We start from the raw sequence: 19,677 nt of genomic DNA, 5'->3' as shown, positions 1-19,677 counted from the left end.
TTCGCCCTGTTTTTGGCTCTCTGATTCTTAATCCGTAATTTCTCACAACAATTCACCTAATTCTATTATCGGGGTGTTGGTTTTATCAAATAAATAAAACCCTCTATTTGATATCATTATTCTGTATTCGTTGCTTACACCGTTAATCTCAATAGCACCGGTTTTGGCGTCAAATCTAAAGCCCCTCTGATTGGGAATATAGTTGGTGGATTTAATATCCATCCCAACCAATAAATGCTGAATGGTTGCTAAATCAATAAAACCCTCCTTGATAAACACCTGCCCATCCTTAATCGTAAAGACTGGTTCTAGCTTGCCATTGGTGGGATTGACCACGGTAAACTGGTTTGCTCGGACGCCAAATTGTGTTTCCACCTGTCCATTTTTAACTTCAGCTCCAATCACCATCCCGGCTTTATAAAACTGTCCCTTGTAATTCACTCCCGCCCCGATATCCTTGATGGCATACCCGTTACCGTCGATATCAAAGACAGCGGTCGCTTTCTCTTCCAAAACAGCGCTGTTTTCGCCTACCTGTGCTTTTAGGGTTTCAATAGAATTAGCAAATGCCTGACGATCATCAGCTCGTGCTTTATCTACCCGGTTAATTTCCGCCCGAATTTGACGCTGCTCCCCCGCAGCATCGACAGCTTGTGCTGCAAGTTGCAGGATAGATTCAGCTTGAGATCGCTCTTGGTTGCTGAAGGTGTCATTCAGATGAGTAATTTGGGATTGCTGAGCCTCATACTGGCTTTTCTGGGCTTGCTCTAATGTTGCCGAAGAATTTTCAAGATTGGCAATCGCCGTTTTCTGTTCATTGAACGTGCTGTTAATAGCCGATAACTGCCGTGCCTGCTGATCAATGCTTTCCTGTAACTGTGTGTCACCTTTTTGAATTTCCGCCCGCAACTGAGTCTGGCTTTCGACCCACGCCTTATCCGCTTCGGTTTGGGTTTTTTTGACGTCCACTATGGCGGATTCTGCATCATTCAGCCGGGCATGGATTTGTTGTCCCATTTCAGCGCGGGCAATTTTTTCCGTAGCTACGGCTTTCTCAACACGCACAATCCGTGCCGCCGACTTAAACTGCTGATCACTGATCGCGTTGAACTGTGCTGACGTCTGCATCAAGGCTTCTGATAGCGCACTTTCAGCATCCGTGACCGTTTTTTCCATTTTGCTGATATCACTGCTTTGCTCTTCAAAGCGAGCACGCGTAGTTTGCTCAAATTTCGCCTGTGACACATTCGCCGCTGCAATGGCATTGGTATTCTGTGTCACTCGTCCGGTGATATCCTGCACGCTATCATCCGTGGTTTTCAGGCTGGCTTTAACCTGATCAACTGCTTTGACAAAAGCCTTTTCCTGTGTGGACTGAGATTCCCGGATATCCAGTACCGCCGCCCGGTTATTCGACACTTCCGAGCTGATTTGTGACTGAAATTTGGTATGAGCCTCACGCTCATTCGCCTGCACCTGTTCAAGACGGGAAATATCTGCCTTACGGTCATGAACTTCTTCTTGTATATTATGGCTAAGCTGGGTGCTAAAATGAGCATTGCTCAGCATCTCTTCCGCTACATCCCCAATTTGTTGCTCAAGGTTAAGCGCTTTGCTGCCTAACTCATGCGCACTTCGCTCCAGCTCAGTTGTTTTCTCGGTATTGAAATCAATCTTTTCTGCCAGACGTTTCCCCGCTTCCGTTGACAGAAATTGATTACCCACAATCTCTAGAATATTTTTCGCATTGTCGTCAGCTCTGCCTTCCGCTTCAACGAAATGCGATTTACCGAATTCATTCACGCTGCGGACATAGAACCAGTAGGATGTTCCAGCTTTCAGCTGTCCTTTTGTCCAGAACTTAGCGATCCCAAGAAAATCGGCTCTCACTTCTACTTCATTGATATTGCTGATCCGCGTTGCTGAAAACCAGAATTCAAATTGGGTATCCAGTGTTTTAGGTGCGCTGATATGGGGAATAGCTTTCAGCTCAAAAAATCCAGGCTCAATGTCGATAACCGAAGGGGCAGCCGGAGCACCAATCACCATCTGAACTTTGGATTCATCACCCAACATCCCGTTGTCATCACGAGCACGAACACCGACCTGATATATTCCCACGTCCAGACCACTGATGTAGTATTCCAGATCTTTGGTATTCCCGCGTGAAACCACTTTATTGTCACGGTAAATCACCACCTCAAAGGTGATATTGCGGTTAATCGTCGTGGTGGCCCACATAGCACGAGCCTGCACCTGCGCACTGTCCTGAATGTAAGCCATGCTCAGGCGTTCAATGTTCGGAATGCGGATCACGTTTTGCGTGGCGGGCATACCCTGAAAATCAACACCATTATCAACAATGGCTTCTTTTTGGGGTTCATGCTGAATACAGGTGAAGTTGTAATGGCCGCTTTTTGTGTCTTCGGCAATGCTCATCACCCGAAACAACCGAGTAACCAGTGATCGCTTGGAGATAGAAAACACGCCCCATTGACGCAATCCGGCTGGTACGTCTTTCAGGGTGATCACATCACCACTGACGGATTCGATATCTACCCTGATAAATTTCCCGTCATTCCCCATGTAGGAGAAGTAACCTGACTCACCTTGTGCAAAATCCGCTGGCGCATCAAGACGAACTTCTTTACCGGAGAAAGTAAGCACCCGTCCGCCAATTCGGGCAGCGGCGAAACTATTATCGGCTATTTCAACAATATCGCCGGGTATACAGTTGATCCCTTCGCGTCCGGTACTGAACGTCACTGAATCGGTTTCCAGTTTTTCGGTTTCGATTATCCATCTGCCTACCCGATGCGCCTGACCCCGACTGGTACAACCAAAGGCGGTCACCTTTTTGACATTCAGTCCTAAACGGTCAACCAGTGCATCATCCTGAATTAGTTCCGGTTCTTCTTTCCAGCCGTTATCCGGGTTCATCCAGGTCACTTCGATAACTGTATGCCTGGCTTTCTTTGCCGACGCACCGTAGTTAAATTTCCCCTCAACTACGTTGGCATTGGTAAATGTCCAGACCGGATCGGAGGGCCTGTCTTGAAAACAGGTTAGTTGCAGCCCGTTCCAGACCTGCATACCCCGAAAGACCGAAGCCAAATCATCCAATACATCCCGCGCCTTACGTTGTGTTGTAATATACGCATTGCAGGTAAAGCGGGGTTCTGTGCCGCCAAAACCATCAGGGACAATCTGGTCGCAATATTGCGCGATGGCATACAGGGCGAATTTGTCACAACCAAAAGAACCCATTAGCTTTCCGATACCATAACGGGTATTGGTCACCAAATCGTAGAATATCCATGCGGGGTTATTGGTATAGGCAGGCTTAAAACGCCCCGTCCATACGCCATGATATTCTCTCGTCTCAGGATCATAATTATCAGGCACCTGAATAATCATGCCCTTAATGTGATAAGTCCGTTTTGGGGTGTCTGCAAACAATGAGCGGTCAATGCGCATCCCCACGACGGCGCTATTAGGGTAGCTCATCAGAGTATCGGTGATTTCGGTATAACTCGCCCATACCGTACCATTGCGAAGCTGATCACTTTTACTGTCATCCGTTAAGCGGGATACTCTGATCTGGAAAGGTTTTTTCTTGGGGGCATCAATAGTATGGGATTCCAGATATTGCCCGCTGATTTTTGCCGGCCCGATATGCACGATCTTGGCATTGTACCAACCGGAGCCATCATTCACATCGATAGCCAACTGTACTGAGGTATTGCTCTGGTTGCCTTTACTATCTGTTTGCACCAATTGGCTAACACCCACTGTAAGCCTGACCCTATCCACATCGCGGCCGGATACCGCCCTGAGAATGGGGCTATCCTTCTTAACCTCGACACTGACCGGAATTTCACTCTCAACAAATGGATGATCAGTTAATGGCTCTTGAGATTGTGTACCCGCTCGCCATTGGACAGTGACACCATGAATGTTGGGATTGCCGCCCTTATCAACAACGGGCGTTCCGTTAATTCTGAACCCGTGCAAGCCGCCGACTGGCCCCTCAATTTGCCCCTCACCAATCAGATCAACAATGTTCAAAAACTGCTTGTTTTTCAGGTTATCATCAAGCAGTTTCGGCGTACTGCCACCACCACTACCTTTTCCCACTATTCTGTCTCCAAGCCCTGAGAAATCACGTTCGACCCCACCACCAGCTCACCATAAGGGATGGGGACTGGATATCCTTGCCCGATACGGTTTTCCAGTGAACTGAAATACCGGTTGCCCTCTGTTTTACTGGATTTCATTTCCGGGCTATTTGGCATTTTGGTCAGCATAGAAGCCAGCCCCGCACCAACCAAAGCAACCCCGGCAATAGCTAATCCAGCATGCATCGCGCTCCACGCCGCAATAGTTGCACCGCCTGTCAAAAACGCCGCACCGATAGCTATTGCGCCCAACACCACCATGCCTAGCCCCGCACCATTGCCGCCCGCCCCTCCCACGACTGGCACGATAGTGACTGTATCGCCGTGGTCGAGTGGATGATTCATGCCTGCCGGAATGGATTGTTCTGTCATATCCCTCCCGGCGATGCGAATACGTACATATCCATCAGAGAGCGCCTGCTTGAATCCCTTTAACTGGTAACACAGGCATCTGATAGCTTCTGCTGCATCCCTAACATCTAGCTCATAACGACGGCCAAATCTTCTAAGATGGCCTCCAAGCTGTAACTTGACCATTGTTTATGTCTCCAGATTGAATGTGTATATCTGAGCCAATAACCGCCATAGATATCCCGCTTGCTGATGCGATCTGGCCTGTGATGTAGAATTTGTTGATTGCCGAGGTAAATTGCCCCGTGGCAGGGCGTTTGACTTCCCAGACAAATGAGAATGATGTCGCCGGGCTGAATATCATCAACCTGCTCAAAGCCTTGTCTGATGCTATTATCGAGATAAAGATTCTGGCCGCTGTTCCACCACTCATCGTCGCGATGGATATCATCTAATTCGATACCAGCCAGGTGATAGGCGTCGCGGATCAGCGAATAGCAATCCTGTATGCCATGAATAAATTCCCGGCCTAATAAACGCGGAACGGGGCGAAATTGATGCACCCGCCCATCACAAGCCAACCACCACGGCAACCCGGTTTTAATTTGCTGCGCCCTATCAGCCGTGCTCAAGCGAGGCCTTCCGTTTGGATGGCTATGCACAATGGCATCAATATCTGCAAAGCACTCTGCCGTTATCCAGTCATCCGGGTTAATTTCGAAGAAATTCTCAGGATCTGGCGAAATATTGCGGCAAGGGAAGTAGCGGCCACCTGAAATCAGTCCGCACGATTCCCTCACCCCTTCCGCTTTCGCGTGGGCGATAATGTCTTGTTCAATCATGGTATTAACCCAATCTGTTTGCGCCTAAAAAACCGCCGAAAGGCATGGGTAAAGGGCGGGGAAATCGTTTAAGACAGCCACTATATTTTTTTGAACATCGGTCTTTCAGCGGATCTGTTGTGGGCTGATCTTTTTCATTAGCCACAGGTGGCCCGTCATAACCGCAGTCGGCTGAGCGGTATTGCCAGCCACAAATATCCGCCTGGATCACCCGCGCCGGAATTAACGCGCCATCCGTTTCACAAGGTAAGGCCAGCACGTATGTCACAAAATCCGCGTTGGAATCCTGTTTTTGTTCTATCAGGTATTTACTCACCACCTCACGCGTGGGATCTGCCTGTGGGTTACCATTCGGGAAATTCACTGCATCCAGGCTCAGTTCTGACACCTGATGACGTGTTACTACAGCTCCCAACGCATCATTGAAATCCTGATTTATTGCGGTCAATAACCCGTTGATATTGGCAAAGACCATCTTCGGTCTGGCACTTGGACCTTTGCCACTCATCTCAAACCCGGTCACCTCTACCGGATACGGCTCATAGCGTAGTCCCTGCCAGATAATAGGCTGTAACTTCCCGTTCATACCATCATGAAAGCGGTAGATATCCCCGCCAAAGGCCGTCAAATCTATCTCATACAGATTCAGAATGGCGTTCTGACTCAGTTCGGTGACCTCAATCCGCATCTCTTTCGGGATATCCCTCATGCCACCACCTCTTCAAATACACAGCTGATTGACCAGCGCACCCGCTGGCGGTTGACCGTCCATGAACGACACACGAAAGTACGCAATTGATTATCGTCACTGGTTCGCCATGTGAAGGATTCCACCGCGCCCCGTTCCCGCAAGAACTTATCAATCTCTCGTCCGGCTTTAGCACTCTCGGCAAAGCTGAGCTGGTAGCGTTTTAACTGGTTATTAATGCCGTCTTTGAATCTCTGCTCATAACCATCACCAAACTTAATCACTTTGACACGTGGTTCATGGCTGACCTCATAGTTATCCTGCGGTCGCCATTTGAATTCTGGTTTAATCATATTCCCCCCATAAAAAAACCCTCCGAAGAGGGTTTGTGCAATTACGTGTCCATAAAAATGGGTTGATTTTAATCCAATGTTAATTGTGTTGGCCTGCATTCATAAAGTGCCGCCAGTTTTACCAATGTGGCCTGGCGGGGACGTTCTGCTTTTTCAAACTGGGAGACGGCGGCTTGCCTGACTCCCAATTTTTCAGCCACCTCTGTTTGTGACAAACCGCGATAGATACGCCATGCTGCCTGAAGTGTAGTTTCTTCATCCACCATGATACTGATGACTTCATGAGGGATGGTTTCATCATCATGAGAGCCTTTGGTGTAAGGGATGCTGACATAATCTTCATCACGATCCACCGCAGCTAGTAAGCGTTCATACTCCTCAATAGGCAGCACTACCGCTTGCTTGTTGCCGTTCTCATCTGTAATAAACTGGATACCAGCCATATTATCTCCAATATTGTGTTGACCCTGACATGAATAGAGGAAAAAGCAGGCGGGGGATACCCGCCATGCCAGTCAATATGTTTTTGTTTGTCTTCGCTTAACTTCCTGCACTTCTAAAATCTTCGGCTCTTTACCCGAAAGCTCAAACAAAATTCGGTAGTCGCCTACTCTCAATCTGTATTGAGCTTCTGTCCCCGTTAATTTTTTGATATCCAAATCCACAAGCGGAAAACCAGTAAGCTGACTCACTTTATTTTTTATCGCCTTCTGATATCTCGAGTCGATCCGAATCAGCTGCTTGGTTGCTGCCTTAGACCAAATCACTTTGACCATCATTTCCCCTATTATTAAAGAGCATCTCCGTTTTCAGGATGTTTTAATTATAAGTCATAATACTTATTAAATCTATAAAATACTTATATTCATCAATAAATACTTATGCTCGTGTTTGTATAATCATCGGGTAATGATACTTCGTAAATTAATGCGCGACGAAAAGGTACAGATCGATGAATAACAGGGGTTTTATGACACAATGACCGTTATTAGCACACTACTGGTTCAGCATTCCACCCGGTCTGCTCTCATCCTGCAATACACTATAAATGGATTGTCTTACCATTCCCGACACCATTCGTGCATCCTGTTCAGAGAAGTTACCTTGTGTCTGAACATTAAAATTAATATTAATGCTACCAACCGAAGCACCGCTACCGCCTTTGCCTATTTCCCTGTTGCTAATCACCTTCCCCCTGTCACCCGGTATCATATATTGGTGGCCATTGTTTGCTTTGAATAGCTCAGGTTTATTGTTCTCCCCAATTCGGTAAGCGCCGTTCGGACTGACTGGTCCGCCATTTTTGCGAGCACCAAGCAATGCGATCATCGCAGGAATTGCCGCAGTCATTGCGGCCAAACCGAAAGTTGCGGCTGTTCCCATTGTCGCCACACTGGTAGCCGCAGCAGCAGGAGCCATTGCAGCCGTAATCGTCGCACCAGTAGCGACAGACGATGCCGCCGCAACTTTGTTAGCCGCCACTCCCATCACCATATTCTTGATTTGCTGCATGCCCATCTGAACTAGTGCGAAAACTGCTTCGTTTGTGATGGTTAAGGCCAGATTGCGCATAGCATCATTGGCGCTCTGAGTGCCGGTTAACAACCCAGTGATGGCATTAGCGGAGCGTTGGCCAAGGGCATCCAGTGAGTCAGCTACAAACTGATGCATCTGGCTTTGGTTGCGAAACATTTCCCATTCTGCTTGCTCCCTCTGTTCCCTATACTGAGTTTCAAGCGCATTGATTAACTCTTCACGACGTTGAGCGGAAAGAACCTTCTCATCATCTATTGCTCTTATCCGCGCAAGTTCCTCTTCGTGCTGATTCTGCATTGCTTGAATAGGATCAACTTCTCCAAGGAGTTTGTTGCCAGGACTCACAGCCTCATTAACTTTACGTTGTCGCTCTTCTTCTGCGGCTTTATCCCTAATCACTTTCATCTGTTCTTGGAACGTTTTTTCGTCGATAAGGTGCTTATCGTACATCCGCTGGAGATCATCTTCTTCTTTTTTACGAAGCTCTGCGGAATGAGCTGCAACATCGAGTTCGGACGACTTAATCTTGTCGTCTTTTGCTTGTTTAGCCAGCCAAATTTTTGCGGTGAGATCTTCTGCTTCTTTTAGCTGGGCTTCACTGGAACCTTTCGGCATCGCCTTGCGAGCGTCATATTTAGCCATCTCAAGGCTGTTTTCTTCGTACCCTTGATTCAGTCGTTCAAGTTCTTCGCGTTGATTTTTGAGTGAATCTGTAATCTGTTTAGAACGACTGTCAGCCTCATCTTGAGCTTTCTTGGCGGCTGATTCAGCTTCTTGTTCGGCTTTTTTCCTATCCTCATTGGCTTTTTGCGTCTTGTGTAGCTCTTTCCTTGCGTTAACTAGAGCTATAGTATCTGGCTCATTTGCACCAGCATCCTTCGCATCATAAATAGCCTCTTTCTCAACTTTATCTATCCCTTCTGGTGTTGAAGCTATGTCGTTTTCCCTTCTGGTCTTTTCAATCATGTCCTGCATTTTTTTGTTGACTTCTGCCCCTGCATTGCCAACGGTGCTAATGAGGTTATTGATATCAGGAATGGCCTTCTTTGCCTCCTCAACCATCTGAGACATGGTCAGCTTCGCTTCGCGCCATTTAGCAACCTGATCAGGAATACGCTTTTGTGCCTGCTCCATAATGGCTTTATTGGTGTCCTCTATCTTTTTGTTTTCGATATCGGACATTTTTGCCGAATTTGCCTTGGCGTTGTTCAGCTCTCTTGTTATGCGTACATGATCTGCTTTAGCTTGCGTTAAAGCCTCTTGCGCTTGTTTCTCATCATCAGTAACAGCTTGCTCGGCAAAATCTCTATCAAGCCCGTTACTCGTGTAATAGGCTATTCTTATCGCTCTTTTTTTAGAGTCTTTGAATTTATCGAGTTCCTTCTGCAATTCATCAATTTTTTGCTCTGCGTTTTTGGCGTCTATTCCCATCTGCTTTATTGATTTATTCATCTTATCAATTTCAGCGGCAACCTCTTCCACACTCAAATCCTTGAGTTTTTCTTTAACATCACCTAAATTTTTCGCATATTCCCTCGCACCATCTGATGCCTGTTTGGTTTTTTCATACATATAGTAAAAAACCCCTGCTGCGATGGTGATAAGACCGAACCAGCCGCCCACAAGAGAAAGAGCATTGCTTAGCATACGCAAACCCACCGAGGCTTGTTTAGCTGCAATGCCTACTGCGGCAGTTGCAGCAGCGGCAGCTTTTCCAGTAGTTGCCACTTCTAGGTCGACTATTGCTAACCGAGACTTAGCAACAACAAGATTATCAGTCGCTATCCGCTCAGCATTAGTACCAGCCGCGGCTTTAAGTTCCGCTTCTGCAACCATATAGGCCAAAATAGCCTGTTCTCTATCCGCCAGTGCTTTACGATTGGCAGCAATAGCTGCATTTTCAGTTGCTAAAGCGTTAGCGTGAGTGGCTTTGGCCTCAGCAAGGGAAGCCTGAGCGGATGTGTGCATGGCTTTCACTTTACCTGCCAGCGCGCCATTAAACTTAGCGACAGCCGCCAGTGCCACCATACCGATAGCGGTAGCGAATACATCCAAATTTCCACTCAGGGTCACCAATGATTTATTGAATATATTCGTTGCTGTATTTATCTTGCTGGACTCACCAACAAATTTAGTAACGTTATTGTTAGCGACAACGAACGCCTGTTCTATTGTAGAAGTGGTCTTAGAGAATTCCTTGGCGATTTTATCTGCACTCGCTTTCATTGCGGCAACGACTATCTTGGACGTTAATTTACCTTGCGCAGCCATCTCCTTTAATTGGCCTATATCTTTACCCAAATAATCAGCAATGGCTTGCATTATCCTTATGCCGTTCTCGCTAACGGAGTTAAATTCCTCGCCACGTAATGCGCCTGCCGCTAAAGCTTGTGATAATTGAACGAGAACGCTCGATGATTCCGCCGCTGTCGCACCTGACACGATGAGCGCTTTATTTATTGTTTCAGTCATGTCGCCTAAGTCTCTAGCGCCCATATTTAACGAACGAGTGGCCTTTTCAAGACGGCCATACAGTGTAGCTGTGGCTTCTAGACTGGTTCTTGTCCTCTGAGAGATGTCGAATACGCGCGTAGTTACTTCACCAAGTTCTTCATGTGCTTTTTTGGAGTTGACTAATTTGTTGTTTACGGTAGTCCAGCTATCTGCATATTTGGCAATTTGTTGGACATAGAGAGCCGAAATAAGACTGGATGCTATTACAGATAATGATGACATTGATTTCTCTAGCCGTCTCGTAGCCATGTCAGCCCTACCCATTCCGCGCTCTAAACCATCCAATCTGTCATTTACTTGGCGCTGGGCAGTGAGCAATTGCGCTACATCCATTGATACTTGGTAAACAATATTACCTACTTGATGCTCTGCCATTTTGTCGACTCCTTAAAAAAGAAAACCCCGCCGAAGCGAGGTTGTTATATTAATGGTGTGTAGGTTACTCGTAGTTTTTATAAATTACATCCAATACTTTTTTTGCCACTTTAAAATGCTTAAGGCTTATTTCTTCATTAATAACTTTACCATCAGGCCACTTAGTATATTGAGTAATAGCATTATTCGAAGAAGTCGCCTCTAAATCACGAACTATTTTTCTCGTCATTGAGTAATCAAAGAATCTTATTTTCTCCCCTTCAATTGTGATATAAGGTTTATCTTTCCCTACTCTTATGTAACCTTTAGTTCCAGGATAAATATCACCTCCAATGGCAGAGGTATAACCTATCGCATCTTTTATTATCATTAAATTGCCATAGGTAATCCAACAGGAAGTTTTATCTGTCATTGCATCTTTATTACAATGACTTAGCCAAGTATCATTATCACCGTAACCCATACCTCTTCCTATAACAACAATACCATCATTAGAGCTGTGCCTAACAGTCACTTTTACACCATCTATTGTTAGTCTTTCAGATAATTCTATCTTGAACGCCCCTTTATTCTGATAATCTTCACGAAGTGAGCATTCAATATGACTGTTAGGGAATAAAGCTTCCTTTTTGAACGCTCCCTTAACAACCTTAACCCTACCTATAGCTATGTTGTTTACTCCTGTCGAGTTCATGTAATAAGAACAGTTAGCATCTTTTATTTCCTGCACAGTCTCTAACACATGTGCTTGCTCTTTAGGTACGAAAAACTGTTTATCACTTTCGTTAAGGTTATATTTCTCATCAACTGAAAATGATGACACAGGAATGGGTTTATTGCTCTTGACTTCATTCGGTGTTGCCAAGCACCCAGACAGTATCAACGCTGAAAAAGAAACTCCGGCTATTAATAACTTCCTCATCACAAATCCCTCATTGTTAAATTTCGCTCATGATACCAAGCGAGTAGGGCAAAACAATGTAAAAAGCCACAATTAATGGCTTTAGAAATAAAAACCTCGCCGAAGCGAGGCTATGATTAGTTAGTGATGATATGGTTATGGTCAATTCTATAATATGCCGATTGGAAGCTCGATCATGCTTTCAATGTGGTATCTATATTGTCTGGCTATGCCAGTGACAATTCCTCTTGGTGTCTCAGTTCTACCAGTAAACGTTTCCGTTTTATTAAGATGTCTATCGTAAACCTCCATTTTGATTAGATACCTAAAACCAGGTGACTTAGGTTTTGTGACCTCAGATGAGTTTTCAACTTCACGATCCAGTATATCCAGCACCCATTTACGGAATTCTTTAGCTATTTTCGTCTTTGAGAGCATAGCAACTAAGTGAGCACCTCGAAGGGAAAAAATGCGCACTGTTTTTTGCAAGTTATCACTGCAACCCTTTGATTTATCCGAGACACTCAATTTGAGGGTCTCGGTCATAGCAGCGGTAAACTCATCAGAATTACGCTCATAAATCTGGTTAACCGCATCTGATTTTTTGTACCCAAGCGCCTTAGCCAGCTCAACAGCAGTGAGCCAAATTTTATTGGTATGGTGTACTGGATTAAATACCGTATCCTGAAAAACCAATTGAGCACTCATGCTGCAGCCTCCACACTAAACATCTTAGCCAGCTTGGAAATACCTTTTGCGGTCACAAGAACTTGCGCTCGTGTTTGTTCCTCACCTTCACTGTCGGTAAATGACCGTATTTTGTGTTCCAGCAACCCTTGTTGTAATTTGTCTTGATAACCAACCCAATTCTTTTTACCTAAGCGACGATAAATCCACTTGTGTGAAGATAAGGTGTCGAAAAGAACTTTAGGTTTAACTTGTAAATGCTTAGCTGCGTCTGTAACGCACATCGAGCCGTCTGATTTTGCGATACGCTCTAGAGCTGCAACATCAGGTTTCATTTCTTCGACTTTGTGTTCAAGCTCTGCTTTCTGTTCTGCTAAGTCAGCGGCAAGACGAAGTGCTTCGGGTAGAGTTTGGGGTATCATTGGTTGCACTGGATTTGATTCAAGAGCAAACCAACGATCAATAACCGCTGCTCGTCTTTTGACATCATAACCAGTCACTAAAATTTCTGTATGGCGACGGTCGAGTAAATATTCCCACCCGTTCGGATTTGATATGTCGTATTGAACGCATTCAACTCTTTGATTTGTAAGGTGGCTCAAATTTGAGTTACGAAGATAATCTTTTTCTTCACCACCGTATAAAGCTGCAAGCATAATGCGAATATCCCGACATACATTTTTATGCTCTTTCCCTGTCAGTTCCGCGATCTCACGACTTGACATAGTGACAGCTTGTGTTGCAGGTGCTAAAATTTTCATAGCGTTATTTTCCTAGTAAGATTTGACGTTTTAGAAGCCTCAACTGCTCCAACAGTTGGGGTTTCGTCGTTATTGGGCTTCATGCTGTATCTTCTCTATCAATCCGTACGCCTTTTTTAACTGATAAATAACTTCAGTATTGAATTGCCGACTCTCTTTCTCTCCGTTCTCCTGAATGGCCTTACAAATCTCCTCAGGGAATCGAATCTTGCGCTGGTACATATCTTTTGCTTTCTGCATTTTTATCTTCTCCTTTAATTGTCACACCGTGGGGCACTGACTTAATTGTCACACCGTGCGTCATTGAAGTCAACCCCACCGTGGGTCATAATTTTAAAATTAGTTATTTGACCACAACCGGAATTCATTATGAGCAGAGAAGACCCGCAATTACGCATCAGACTTCCCATTGAGTTAAAAGAAAAAATAGAGGAAACAGCAAAGGCGAACTCTCGTTCTATGAATGCAGAGATTGTTCAGCGTCTTGATATTAGCTTTCTGAACGAACCACCCACAGATGAGTTGATCTCAGCCAAGGATGCGATACAGATTGCCAACAAGGCAAAAGATGAATTACCCAGCATCATTCTCAAAAGAACCTTTGACGAGATAAATAAAAAAATCCGTATGGGGCACAAAAGCTTCTGCATCATGCTAAATGACCTTGAACTTGAAGGTCTAGAAGATAAAGAATTTAACGAAGTATTTCAGCAGACATTTAATCGACTCAATGACCTTGGCTATACAGTATCAATGGGGTCATTGGACGCAGACGGATTCCTTGTTGATATTAAATAGCCATTTGCAACGGACAAAAAAGCCCCATGAGGGCTTTGGAAATGGAAACCCCGCTTCGGCGAGGCCGGGAAGATTATTTGATGTCAGGCTGCCTCTTTGCCTTTTGCAATGCGAATGATTTAAACCCTATGCATTGGCAGTGAGATCATATTTTCAATGTAATATCCGTATTGACGGGCAACGCCAGTGATAATGTTTTCTGGCGTCTCTGTTCTACCGGTGAAAATATCCGTTTTATTAAGATAGCGATCATGAACCTCCATTTTGACGAGGAATCTATAGCAAGGCTGAGGTCTTACCGGTGCCTTCCTTTTTTCTTCATTTGCTATCCAGTAAGTAGACAGCACACCGTGGCACTCCTCCTGATACCAAACAACATTATTTCTTATAGCCGCCTTCACTTTTCTGGGGTTGATCATATCCAACCAGTCAGCGAGTTCATCAAGCGCCAGGCAACTCATGGTTCTCAAGCCGTGCTTTGTTGGTATTGAGATCTTCTCTACTTGCTGAAAACGAGTTTTCAGTTTTGTGAACTGCGAAGCCCAATTCAGCCCCATGCCTTCAGCAATCGGTTTTATCGGTACATACGGTTGACCGTGATAGTCCACGATATAGAGATCTGCGCCACAGAGTGGAACGCTGATTGTTGGACTCACTTTCTTCACTGCTACAATGATCACGTCTATGTTCCTAATCAATACTGGACAATTCATAAACCCCTGACTACAGCCATAGTTAGGGGTTTTATTATTTCTTATAGAAACTATTAATTACGTGACTGTAACCTTTTGTAAATAACGTTAATTTAAAACTGAGAGATACCTCGAATAATCAACTATTTGTACATAGATAATGGGTATTTATCCGTTATTATCTCTAAAAGACGCTAATAAGTTAGCAAATTCTATCAAATAACCGGTATTTACCTTGCAGCAAGGCTAATTTTTCAGATTTTGATATACCATGCCTCTGTTGGATTATTTCATGCTCACCAATCTTCGTTTACCACTGAGCAGATCACGAGTGCGTTTATCATCGGCCTCGATGACCGCGTCATATTCTTCGCGCGTGAACCCTTTTTCGTCAGGGAACTTGGTTTTCAGCATCATCTGGAACTCGGTCATCGTTAATCGTTCTGCCTCATTCCGTGACATAGCGAAGTGAATACGCGCCGCATTGATATATTCGACCGCATTAAATTGATCGGAATACGCTTCTGTCCCTTCATTACGCTGGAGCTTCCTGATCTTGACCTTACCAATAACACCATGCGTCACCAGTTCCTGAGCAATGACGATGATGTCATTAATAGGGGCTTTCCCCGGACGATAGATAATCCCTCTTCGCCCCGGACGCCATTCGCCGATCAGTTCATCAGCATCATCTTCACAACACGCCTGTATCACCATCATGGCCGTTGACAGGATATTGCGGCCAAATGCAGGCTTACGCATTATCTTAATCAGCCAGTCAGGAACCGAACCATAGGCCAGCATTGCGCGGTTAATTAACGATTGTGTCTCTGCGCCATTGAGCAGCGTGTATGCGTCAACAATTTGTTTGGGTGTGCCAATGCGTGTCATAGCCACCAGCGAAGGGCGAAGTAAAAAATCTGATTTATCAGTGGAAATAACCATCTCCCCAATATCAATAATGGGTGTCATAAAGCCTCCAGAACATTATCAAGGGCACTTTCAAGTACCCTTTGTAATATTAAGCAGTGACCGTAATGGCACATTTCGCGGTTTTTCTGCCATCTTCCGTGGTAACTGTGATATTTGCGGCACCTTCTGCAATGCCTTTCACTGTCACCACATTACCGATCTTACTCACGGTAGCGATGTTGGTTTTATCCGACATCACCGTGTAGTTTTTATTGGTGGCATTAGTGGGGCTGACATTGACGCTAAACGAATTCGTCTTCCCTGTGGCAACAGTTAATGAGGGCGGGTTAACCGCGACCGATTGCACCGCGACTTCTTCGATCAACCAATCAACCGTATCAGCATCACTGACCTTCAATTCACCGGAATAGGTCGCCACTTCATTCGCACCAAATTGAGATGACCAGGAGGTGAAAACCATATACCCCTGCAACACAAACGTATCTTCTCCGGTAAAGTCCATTTGTACCCAATACGAGGGCTGACGACCGGCTTGAACTTCTTTCGGGATCTCCCGCAGCAAGCGCAATGGACCAAAGTCGTCCGCTTTATCCCGCTTGCGATATTCACCGTCAAAGCTGATGGTTAAATCCATACTGGTGACAATACTTTCCACCAGCCCCTTTGAATCATCCGCCTCTGAGGTCAGCGTGTTGGGGGACAAGTCAAAGGATTTGGTGGTCAATGCACCAATTCGGAAAAATGCAGATTGATCGGGGACTGCGTCAGGGCAACCCTGCGCAATGCGGATAATGGCATTACGGCCAATCAATTTATTGGTTTCTACCGGGCAATTTGCCATAAATAACCTCTTTTAATAACAATGAAAAAAGGCCGCCTAAGCGACCTGATTATGATGTGCAACGAAAGAGTAACCGGATGATATATCGGTTCTCTTGTGTGGGGATGGGGGTTGGCATACCACCCAGATTAAAAACGGCATTCAGGCAGTCATCGTCCGGGTTGGCGGCGACGTAATTGAGGATGTCCTGTGCTCGCTGGATAACCGGCTGTGGGTCATTCTGGCCGCTGACCAGTATTACCTGTACATTGTCATCCGCACTGATATCATCCAGTCGCCCGGTTCCACCGGCAGGCTGAAAAACCATGTACTGCACTTTCCCGCCGTCACCTTTTTGCTCAATCCAGCTCGCCATCTGCACTTTAAAACCGTCAGTCAACCCGGCTTTTGCCAGATAATGGCGAAATTGCTCAAAGGCAATCATAGTTTCAGCTCCTGTGCGACAGCCTTATCTATCTGGCTTCTCATCTCATTAAAGCCCAATTTCAAAAACTCTTTCTTCGCGGTTGCCCTGCGGAAGTCTTGTTTAACTTCTGGATCATGGACATAAACGGCATAGTTTGCCGAATACCCCACACGCCCGGTCAGCCTCACGCCATCAACGCGAACATCACGGAATTGAGAGTTAATGAGTGTGGATGTGTCGATGGGGGTGTAGAGGCTGGCTTGAGCACTGCCAATATACAAAGCCTTATACATGGCTCGAACCACTTTCCTTCCTCGAATATCGCCGATTAACGCATTGAGCCGGGTTTGTGCTTTTTTAATGCCTTTGACTTTTACGCCCATATCACACCCCTGTAACCAACGCATAGTCATCCGCCATGCGCTCGAATGTGTCTGCATAGCGAACGAGATGTTTGATTTCGTCAGCCCCTGCCGCAATAGGGTCTGGATTGGATGACTCGCCAATCAGGATGTAATCCCCTGTAGACGCATCAGCAAACTCAGTCCAGAACGTGTTTTTGGCAACCAGTTCAGCACCCACTCCTGATATTTTGCTGGACAACCCACCCTGATAATCACACATGATGATTCGTGGCTCCCCATAGCCAAGGGATTTGCCATACTCATCATTCCCCAGTCGCTGCCAGAAGGTACAGGGGGCGGTATAAGCCCAATTAGCAACACTGCTCATGATCACCCCACCACATCAAAGAAGCCGACTAATTTACTTTCCAGCGGCAAACCGGACAGGCAGCCTTGTTTATCCCAGATCCTGATTTGTTTCAGCAAATAATCCGTGCCGGCTGAATCGTAATTGAATGAACGCGAACCACCGGAGGGCGAACCCTGTGAGGCAATTTTTCTTGCACCGGACAGGGAAGCCAGACGGACAGCGGCATAGATAAGCAGGAGTTTTTGCAGGTTGTCCTCATAACCCTGAGCCGTCATACACTCCGAGGTTACATTCACCTGCTCCAAGAGCAATTCCAGTACAGAATCAGGCAATGTGAAACCCAGCTCGGCGATCATCGGCTTGATATCACCCAGTGTTATCACCATCTTTTTTGCCTTTGCTTTTTTGTTTTGTCGGAGTTGCCACTTCAAGCTCTTTTTTGCCTATCGGCTCGACTAATCCCGTCTTAATCCATGCTGCGGCGTTTTCTTCCGACACGTCTAACTGAGCACCAACCTCTAGCTTTTTGAGGTCGGCACCAGCAAAGAAGTTATTTGAAACAACTTTTACCAGTGCCATAAATCCCCCTTACTTGCCTTTGGCGTGGATGACCGAGAAGCGCCCGTTAATATCCTGCTTAACCATCAGGCCAGCAGCCCCCCATGTGCGCCATACATAGTCGGAGTTATAGAACTGGCGTGGATCCGCAACCGTGCCGAAAGCCTGTCCAACAATCGGAGCGATGACGCCGGCACCAAGAGGCACGATCACTATTTCATTGCCTTTCAGCTCAAAGTCTTCTTTGATGTCAGAAATGCCAGTGATTTTCTTGATTTCCTCAAGAACAGTACGAGTCTGGTTAACGTCGTAATACAGTTTTTCCCAGTTAGACAGGATTTCACCTGATACATACCACGTTTGAGCGCCGTATTGGTAGTTTTGTAATTTCAGCACGTCACGCACTTTCATAACTTCACTACGCATTGCCTGACCATCTGTACTCGTGGTGTGATCGACGTTCAGCGTGACTTGTGCGATACGCTCATCAGCGCGCAAGCCTTTCCACGTCTTATCATCAAACTTAATGAAATTGCCTTCACTGTCACGGAAGCCATTCCAGATAAAGTCGAGATACTTACGACGAACAACTTTCACTGAGTCGGCCTGCGCATCAGACAATGAAGCCAGCGCAGAGCCTTTGTTAAATACCGGATCGCGCCAATTGAACTTAAAGCCCGTATCGTGAATTGGCACCATCGTACCGTCAAAGCTGTAAGAACGTGCATCCAGAGCTGCACCAATCTGGCCGGACATTGACGTATGCGCCCAGCCCGTACCGCCTGTTCGGGCATACTCATACACTGACTCTTCCAGACGAACAGAGCGCGATAGTGGCATCAAGTCATTGAGCAGCGTGAACTCTGTATTCGGCTCAAATTCAGCCAATACTGTCTGGTCATACGTCCGATATAAGCGGCGAATATCATCGACAGCATTAACCGCATCGAGGCGCGGGGCATCTTCAACACGAAAGCGGGCACGAGAAATAAAATCAGCTACCGCCTGAGCAGATGAGTTACGCGCCAGTGTCAGCTCACTAAACTGAGCTTGGTTAGCCTCAAGGTTTCCGGTTTCGGTAGCCTTTTTGGTTGAAAAATAAAACATTCAGTTCTCCTTATTTAAACACCACGCGAACCAGATCACCTGCTTTTGCGGTGATGCTGTCTTCTTCAACATAGGCAAAAACGACAGCGCCATCACCACTCGCCTTAATTTGGCCGTTAGTGACTGCCACAGGTTGCCCCTTTTTGTATGCCCCCTCAGTCGCACGAACATTCAGGAACATGCCTGCCATCGGCTGCATACCGACAACGATTTCACCCACCGTGACAGGATCATCCACCGTCTGACAACGCAGATAATCGATATTAGCGACAGAGAGGATTGCCGCTTCTTTGCCATCGACTGAGGCTTTGAATTTGCCTGCCTCAAAATAACCAATGGTGCCGGGCAGGGTATCAACTGCCGCAGCACCTTCTCGGTTCAGCATTGGGTTGGGGAACAAACCCCCTGCATGAATAACGCGCTTTCCATTTTTCGCCATGTT

At 46.0% G+C, this 19,677-nt stretch carries 23 protein-coding genes; 1 reads left to right on the top strand and 22 read right to left on the bottom strand.

The features are described 5' to 3' along the window. Positions 1 to 42 precede the first annotated feature (42 nt). The 12 genes from XPG1_RS01625 to XPG1_RS17265 all read right to left on the bottom strand — a co-directional run bounded on the left by XPG1_RS01625 (position 43) and on the right by XPG1_RS17265 (position 13,426). On the bottom strand, positions 43 to 4,137 hold the full coding sequence (locus XPG1_RS01625; protein ID WP_084717249.1) for a phage tail tip fiber protein: 4,095 nt from the start codon (positions 4,135 to 4,137) through the stop codon (positions 43 to 45). Next, positions 4,137 to 4,715 carry a tail assembly protein gene (locus tag XPG1_RS01620; RefSeq protein ID WP_045957536.1) on the bottom strand — a complete coding sequence of 193 codons (579 nt, stop codon included), beginning with the start codon at positions 4,713 to 4,715 and terminating at the stop codon, positions 4,137 to 4,139. Before XPG1_RS01620 ends, XPG1_RS01625 begins: the two co-directional genes overlap by 1 nt. Further along, positions 4,658 to 5,371 carry a C40 family peptidase gene (locus XPG1_RS01615; RefSeq protein WP_045960300.1) on the bottom strand — a complete coding sequence of 238 codons (714 nt, stop codon included), beginning with the start codon at positions 5,369 to 5,371 and terminating at the stop codon, positions 4,658 to 4,660. The genes XPG1_RS01620 and XPG1_RS01615 overlap by 58 nt, the downstream gene beginning before the upstream one ends. 4 nt (positions 5,372 to 5,375) lie before the next feature. Next, positions 5,376 to 6,080, bottom strand: a complete 705-nt coding sequence (locus tag XPG1_RS01610; RefSeq protein WP_045957535.1) for a phage minor tail protein L — start codon at positions 6,078 to 6,080, stop codon at positions 5,376 to 5,378. Beyond that, positions 6,077 to 6,412 (bottom strand): phage tail protein, encoded by a 336-nt coding sequence (locus XPG1_RS01605; protein WP_045957534.1) that lies wholly within the window; start codon positions 6,410 to 6,412, stop codon positions 6,077 to 6,079. The genes XPG1_RS01610 and XPG1_RS01605 overlap by 4 nt, the downstream gene beginning before the upstream one ends. A gap of 68 nt (positions 6,413 to 6,480) precedes the next feature. Next, positions 6,481 to 6,855, bottom strand: a complete 375-nt coding sequence (locus XPG1_RS01600; RefSeq protein ID WP_045957533.1) for a helix-turn-helix domain-containing protein — start codon at positions 6,853 to 6,855, stop codon at positions 6,481 to 6,483. Between the two features lie 72 nt (positions 6,856 to 6,927). Next, positions 6,928 to 7,188 (bottom strand): type II toxin-antitoxin system RelE family toxin, encoded by a 261-nt coding sequence (locus XPG1_RS01595; protein WP_045957532.1) that lies wholly within the window; start codon positions 7,186 to 7,188, stop codon positions 6,928 to 6,930. A gap of 220 nt (positions 7,189 to 7,408) precedes the next feature. Continuing rightward, on the bottom strand, positions 7,409 to 10,837 hold the full coding sequence (locus tag XPG1_RS01590; RefSeq protein WP_045957531.1) for a tape measure protein: 3,429 nt from the start codon (positions 10,835 to 10,837) through the stop codon (positions 7,409 to 7,411). 64 nt (positions 10,838 to 10,901) lie between these two features. Further along, positions 10,902 to 11,759 (bottom strand): hypothetical protein, encoded by an 858-nt coding sequence (locus XPG1_RS01585; RefSeq protein WP_045957530.1) that lies wholly within the window; start codon positions 11,757 to 11,759, stop codon positions 10,902 to 10,904. Positions 11,760 to 11,906: 147 nt separating this feature from the next. Then, the gene (locus tag XPG1_RS01580) at positions 11,907 to 12,446 is read right to left on the bottom strand and encodes a BRO-N domain-containing protein (RefSeq protein ID WP_045957529.1); all 540 of its coding nucleotides are present in this window, start codon (positions 12,444 to 12,446) and stop codon (positions 11,907 to 11,909) included. Further along, positions 12,443 to 13,186: a phage antirepressor KilAC domain-containing protein gene (locus tag XPG1_RS18810; protein WP_045957528.1), complete on the bottom strand. Its 744-nt coding sequence runs from the start codon at positions 13,184 to 13,186 to the stop codon at positions 12,443 to 12,445. Before XPG1_RS18810 ends, XPG1_RS01580 begins: the two co-directional genes overlap by 4 nt. A gap of 69 nt (positions 13,187 to 13,255) precedes the next feature. Further along, positions 13,256 to 13,426 carry an Arc family DNA binding domain-containing protein gene (locus XPG1_RS17265; protein ID WP_071825293.1) on the bottom strand — a complete coding sequence of 57 codons (171 nt, stop codon included), beginning with the start codon at positions 13,424 to 13,426 and terminating at the stop codon, positions 13,256 to 13,258. Between the two features lie 129 nt (positions 13,427 to 13,555). On the opposite strand from XPG1_RS17265, the gene XPG1_RS01570 reads away from it, so the two are divergent. Continuing rightward, entirely contained in the window at positions 13,556 to 13,984 is a 429-nt protein-coding gene (locus XPG1_RS01570) for an Arc family DNA-binding protein (protein ID WP_045957527.1), read from the top strand. A gap of 119 nt (positions 13,985 to 14,103) precedes the next feature. Here XPG1_RS01570 and XPG1_RS01565 read toward each other — a convergent pair whose 3' ends face one another. From XPG1_RS01565 to XPG1_RS01520, 10 genes are all read right to left on the bottom strand, one after another. Continuing rightward, a complete protein-coding gene (locus XPG1_RS01565) occupies positions 14,104 to 14,664 on the bottom strand; it encodes a phage antirepressor N-terminal domain-containing protein (protein WP_157879415.1) in 561 nt (186 codons plus the stop codon). 297 nt (positions 14,665 to 14,961) lie between these two features. Beyond that, entirely contained in the window at positions 14,962 to 15,648 is a 687-nt protein-coding gene (locus XPG1_RS01560; RefSeq protein WP_045957526.1) for a DUF6246 family protein, read from the bottom strand. A gap of 49 nt (positions 15,649 to 15,697) precedes the next feature. Beyond that, positions 15,698 to 16,450, bottom strand: a complete 753-nt coding sequence (locus XPG1_RS01555) for an Ig-like domain-containing protein (protein WP_045957525.1) — start codon at positions 16,448 to 16,450, stop codon at positions 15,698 to 15,700. Positions 16,451 to 16,499: 49 nt separating this feature from the next. Then, entirely contained in the window at positions 16,500 to 16,874 is a 375-nt protein-coding gene (locus XPG1_RS01550) for a phage tail termination protein (protein ID WP_045957524.1), read from the bottom strand. Next, positions 16,871 to 17,239 (bottom strand): hypothetical protein, encoded by a 369-nt coding sequence (locus tag XPG1_RS01545; RefSeq protein WP_045957523.1) that lies wholly within the window; start codon positions 17,237 to 17,239, stop codon positions 16,871 to 16,873. The genes XPG1_RS01550 and XPG1_RS01545 overlap by 4 nt, the downstream gene beginning before the upstream one ends. A 1-nt stretch (position 17,240) precedes the next feature. Further along, positions 17,241 to 17,588, bottom strand: coding sequence for a hypothetical protein (locus tag XPG1_RS01540; protein ID WP_045957522.1), 348 nt, complete (start codon positions 17,586 to 17,588; stop codon positions 17,241 to 17,243). Positions 17,589 to 17,590: 2 nt separating this feature from the next. Further along, entirely contained in the window at positions 17,591 to 17,956 is a 366-nt protein-coding gene (locus XPG1_RS01535; protein WP_045957521.1) for a DUF7370 family protein, read from the bottom strand. Further along, positions 17,937 to 18,149 carry a hypothetical protein gene (locus tag XPG1_RS01530; protein WP_045957520.1) on the bottom strand — a complete coding sequence of 71 codons (213 nt, stop codon included), beginning with the start codon at positions 18,147 to 18,149 and terminating at the stop codon, positions 17,937 to 17,939. The genes XPG1_RS01535 and XPG1_RS01530 overlap by 20 nt, the downstream gene beginning before the upstream one ends. A gap of 9 nt (positions 18,150 to 18,158) precedes the next feature. Continuing rightward, entirely contained in the window at positions 18,159 to 19,235 is a 1,077-nt protein-coding gene (locus XPG1_RS01525) for a major capsid protein (protein WP_045957519.1), read from the bottom strand. Between the two features lie 10 nt (positions 19,236 to 19,245). Beyond that, positions 19,246 to 19,674 carry a hypothetical protein gene (locus tag XPG1_RS01520; protein WP_045957518.1) on the bottom strand — a complete coding sequence of 143 codons (429 nt, stop codon included), beginning with the start codon at positions 19,672 to 19,674 and terminating at the stop codon, positions 19,246 to 19,248. Between the last annotated feature and the right edge of the window lie 3 nt (positions 19,675 to 19,677).

This window comes from Xenorhabdus poinarii G6 (assembly GCF_000968175.1).
Classification (GTDB): domain Bacteria; phylum Pseudomonadota; class Gammaproteobacteria; order Enterobacterales; family Enterobacteriaceae; genus Xenorhabdus; species Xenorhabdus poinarii.
This window is presented reverse-complemented; position numbering and strand designations above follow the sequence as displayed.

What these genes read in the sequence shown, in the direction of transcription:
- XPG1_RS01620 (WP_045957536.1), bottom strand. Translation starts at nt 4,715, where the DNA reads ATGGTCAAGTTACAGCTTGGAGGCCATCTTAGAAGATTTGGCCGTCGT.
- XPG1_RS01615 (WP_045960300.1), bottom strand. Translation starts at nt 5,371, where the DNA reads ATGATTGAACAAGACATTATCGCCCACGCGAAAGCGGAAGGGGTGAGG.
- XPG1_RS01610 (WP_045957535.1), bottom strand. Translation starts at nt 6,080, where the DNA reads ATGAGGGATATCCCGAAAGAGATGCGGATTGAGGTCACCGAACTGAGT.
- XPG1_RS01605 (WP_045957534.1), bottom strand. Translation starts at nt 6,412, where the DNA reads ATGATTAAACCAGAATTCAAATGGCGACCGCAGGATAACTATGAGGTC.
- XPG1_RS01600 (WP_045957533.1), bottom strand. Translation starts at nt 6,855, where the DNA reads ATGGCTGGTATCCAGTTTATTACAGATGAGAACGGCAACAAGCAAGCG.
- XPG1_RS01595 (WP_045957532.1), bottom strand. Translation starts at nt 7,188, where the DNA reads ATGGTCAAAGTGATTTGGTCTAAGGCAGCAACCAAGCAGCTGATTCGG.
- XPG1_RS01590 (WP_045957531.1), bottom strand. Translation starts at nt 10,837, where the DNA reads ATGGCAGAGCATCAAGTAGGTAATATTGTTTACCAAGTATCAATGGAT.
- XPG1_RS01585 (WP_045957530.1), bottom strand. Translation starts at nt 11,759, where the DNA reads ATGAGGAAGTTATTAATAGCCGGAGTTTCTTTTTCAGCGTTGATACTG.
- XPG1_RS01580 (WP_045957529.1), bottom strand. Translation starts at nt 12,446, where the DNA reads ATGAGTGCTCAATTGGTTTTTCAGGATACGGTATTTAATCCAGTACAC.
- XPG1_RS18810 (WP_045957528.1), bottom strand. Translation starts at nt 13,186, where the DNA reads ATGAAAATTTTAGCACCTGCAACACAAGCTGTCACTATGTCAAGTCGT.
- XPG1_RS17265 (WP_071825293.1), bottom strand. Translation starts at nt 13,426, where the DNA reads ATGCAGAAAGCAAAAGATATGTACCAGCGCAAGATTCGATTCCCTGAG.
- XPG1_RS01570 (WP_045957527.1), top strand. Translation starts at nt 13,556, where the DNA reads ATGAGCAGAGAAGACCCGCAATTACGCATCAGACTTCCCATTGAGTTA.
- XPG1_RS01560 (WP_045957526.1), bottom strand. Translation starts at nt 15,648, where the DNA reads ATGACACCCATTATTGATATTGGGGAGATGGTTATTTCCACTGATAAA.
- XPG1_RS01555 (WP_045957525.1), bottom strand. Translation starts at nt 16,450, where the DNA reads ATGGCAAATTGCCCGGTAGAAACCAATAAATTGATTGGCCGTAATGCC.
- XPG1_RS01550 (WP_045957524.1), bottom strand. Translation starts at nt 16,874, where the DNA reads ATGATTGCCTTTGAGCAATTTCGCCATTATCTGGCAAAAGCCGGGTTG.
- XPG1_RS01545 (WP_045957523.1), bottom strand. Translation starts at nt 17,239, where the DNA reads ATGGGCGTAAAAGTCAAAGGCATTAAAAAAGCACAAACCCGGCTCAAT.
- XPG1_RS01540 (WP_045957522.1), bottom strand. Translation starts at nt 17,588, where the DNA reads ATGAGCAGTGTTGCTAATTGGGCTTATACCGCCCCCTGTACCTTCTGG.
- XPG1_RS01535 (WP_045957521.1), bottom strand. Translation starts at nt 17,956, where the DNA reads ATGGTGATAACACTGGGTGATATCAAGCCGATGATCGCCGAGCTGGGT.
- XPG1_RS01530 (WP_045957520.1), bottom strand. Translation starts at nt 18,149, where the DNA reads ATGGCACTGGTAAAAGTTGTTTCAAATAACTTCTTTGCTGGTGCCGAC.
- XPG1_RS01525 (WP_045957519.1), bottom strand. Translation starts at nt 19,235, where the DNA reads ATGTTTTATTTTTCAACCAAAAAGGCTACCGAAACCGGAAACCTTGAG.
- XPG1_RS01520 (WP_045957518.1), bottom strand. Translation starts at nt 19,674, where the DNA reads ATGGCGAAAAATGGAAAGCGCGTTATTCATGCAGGGGGTTTGTTCCCC.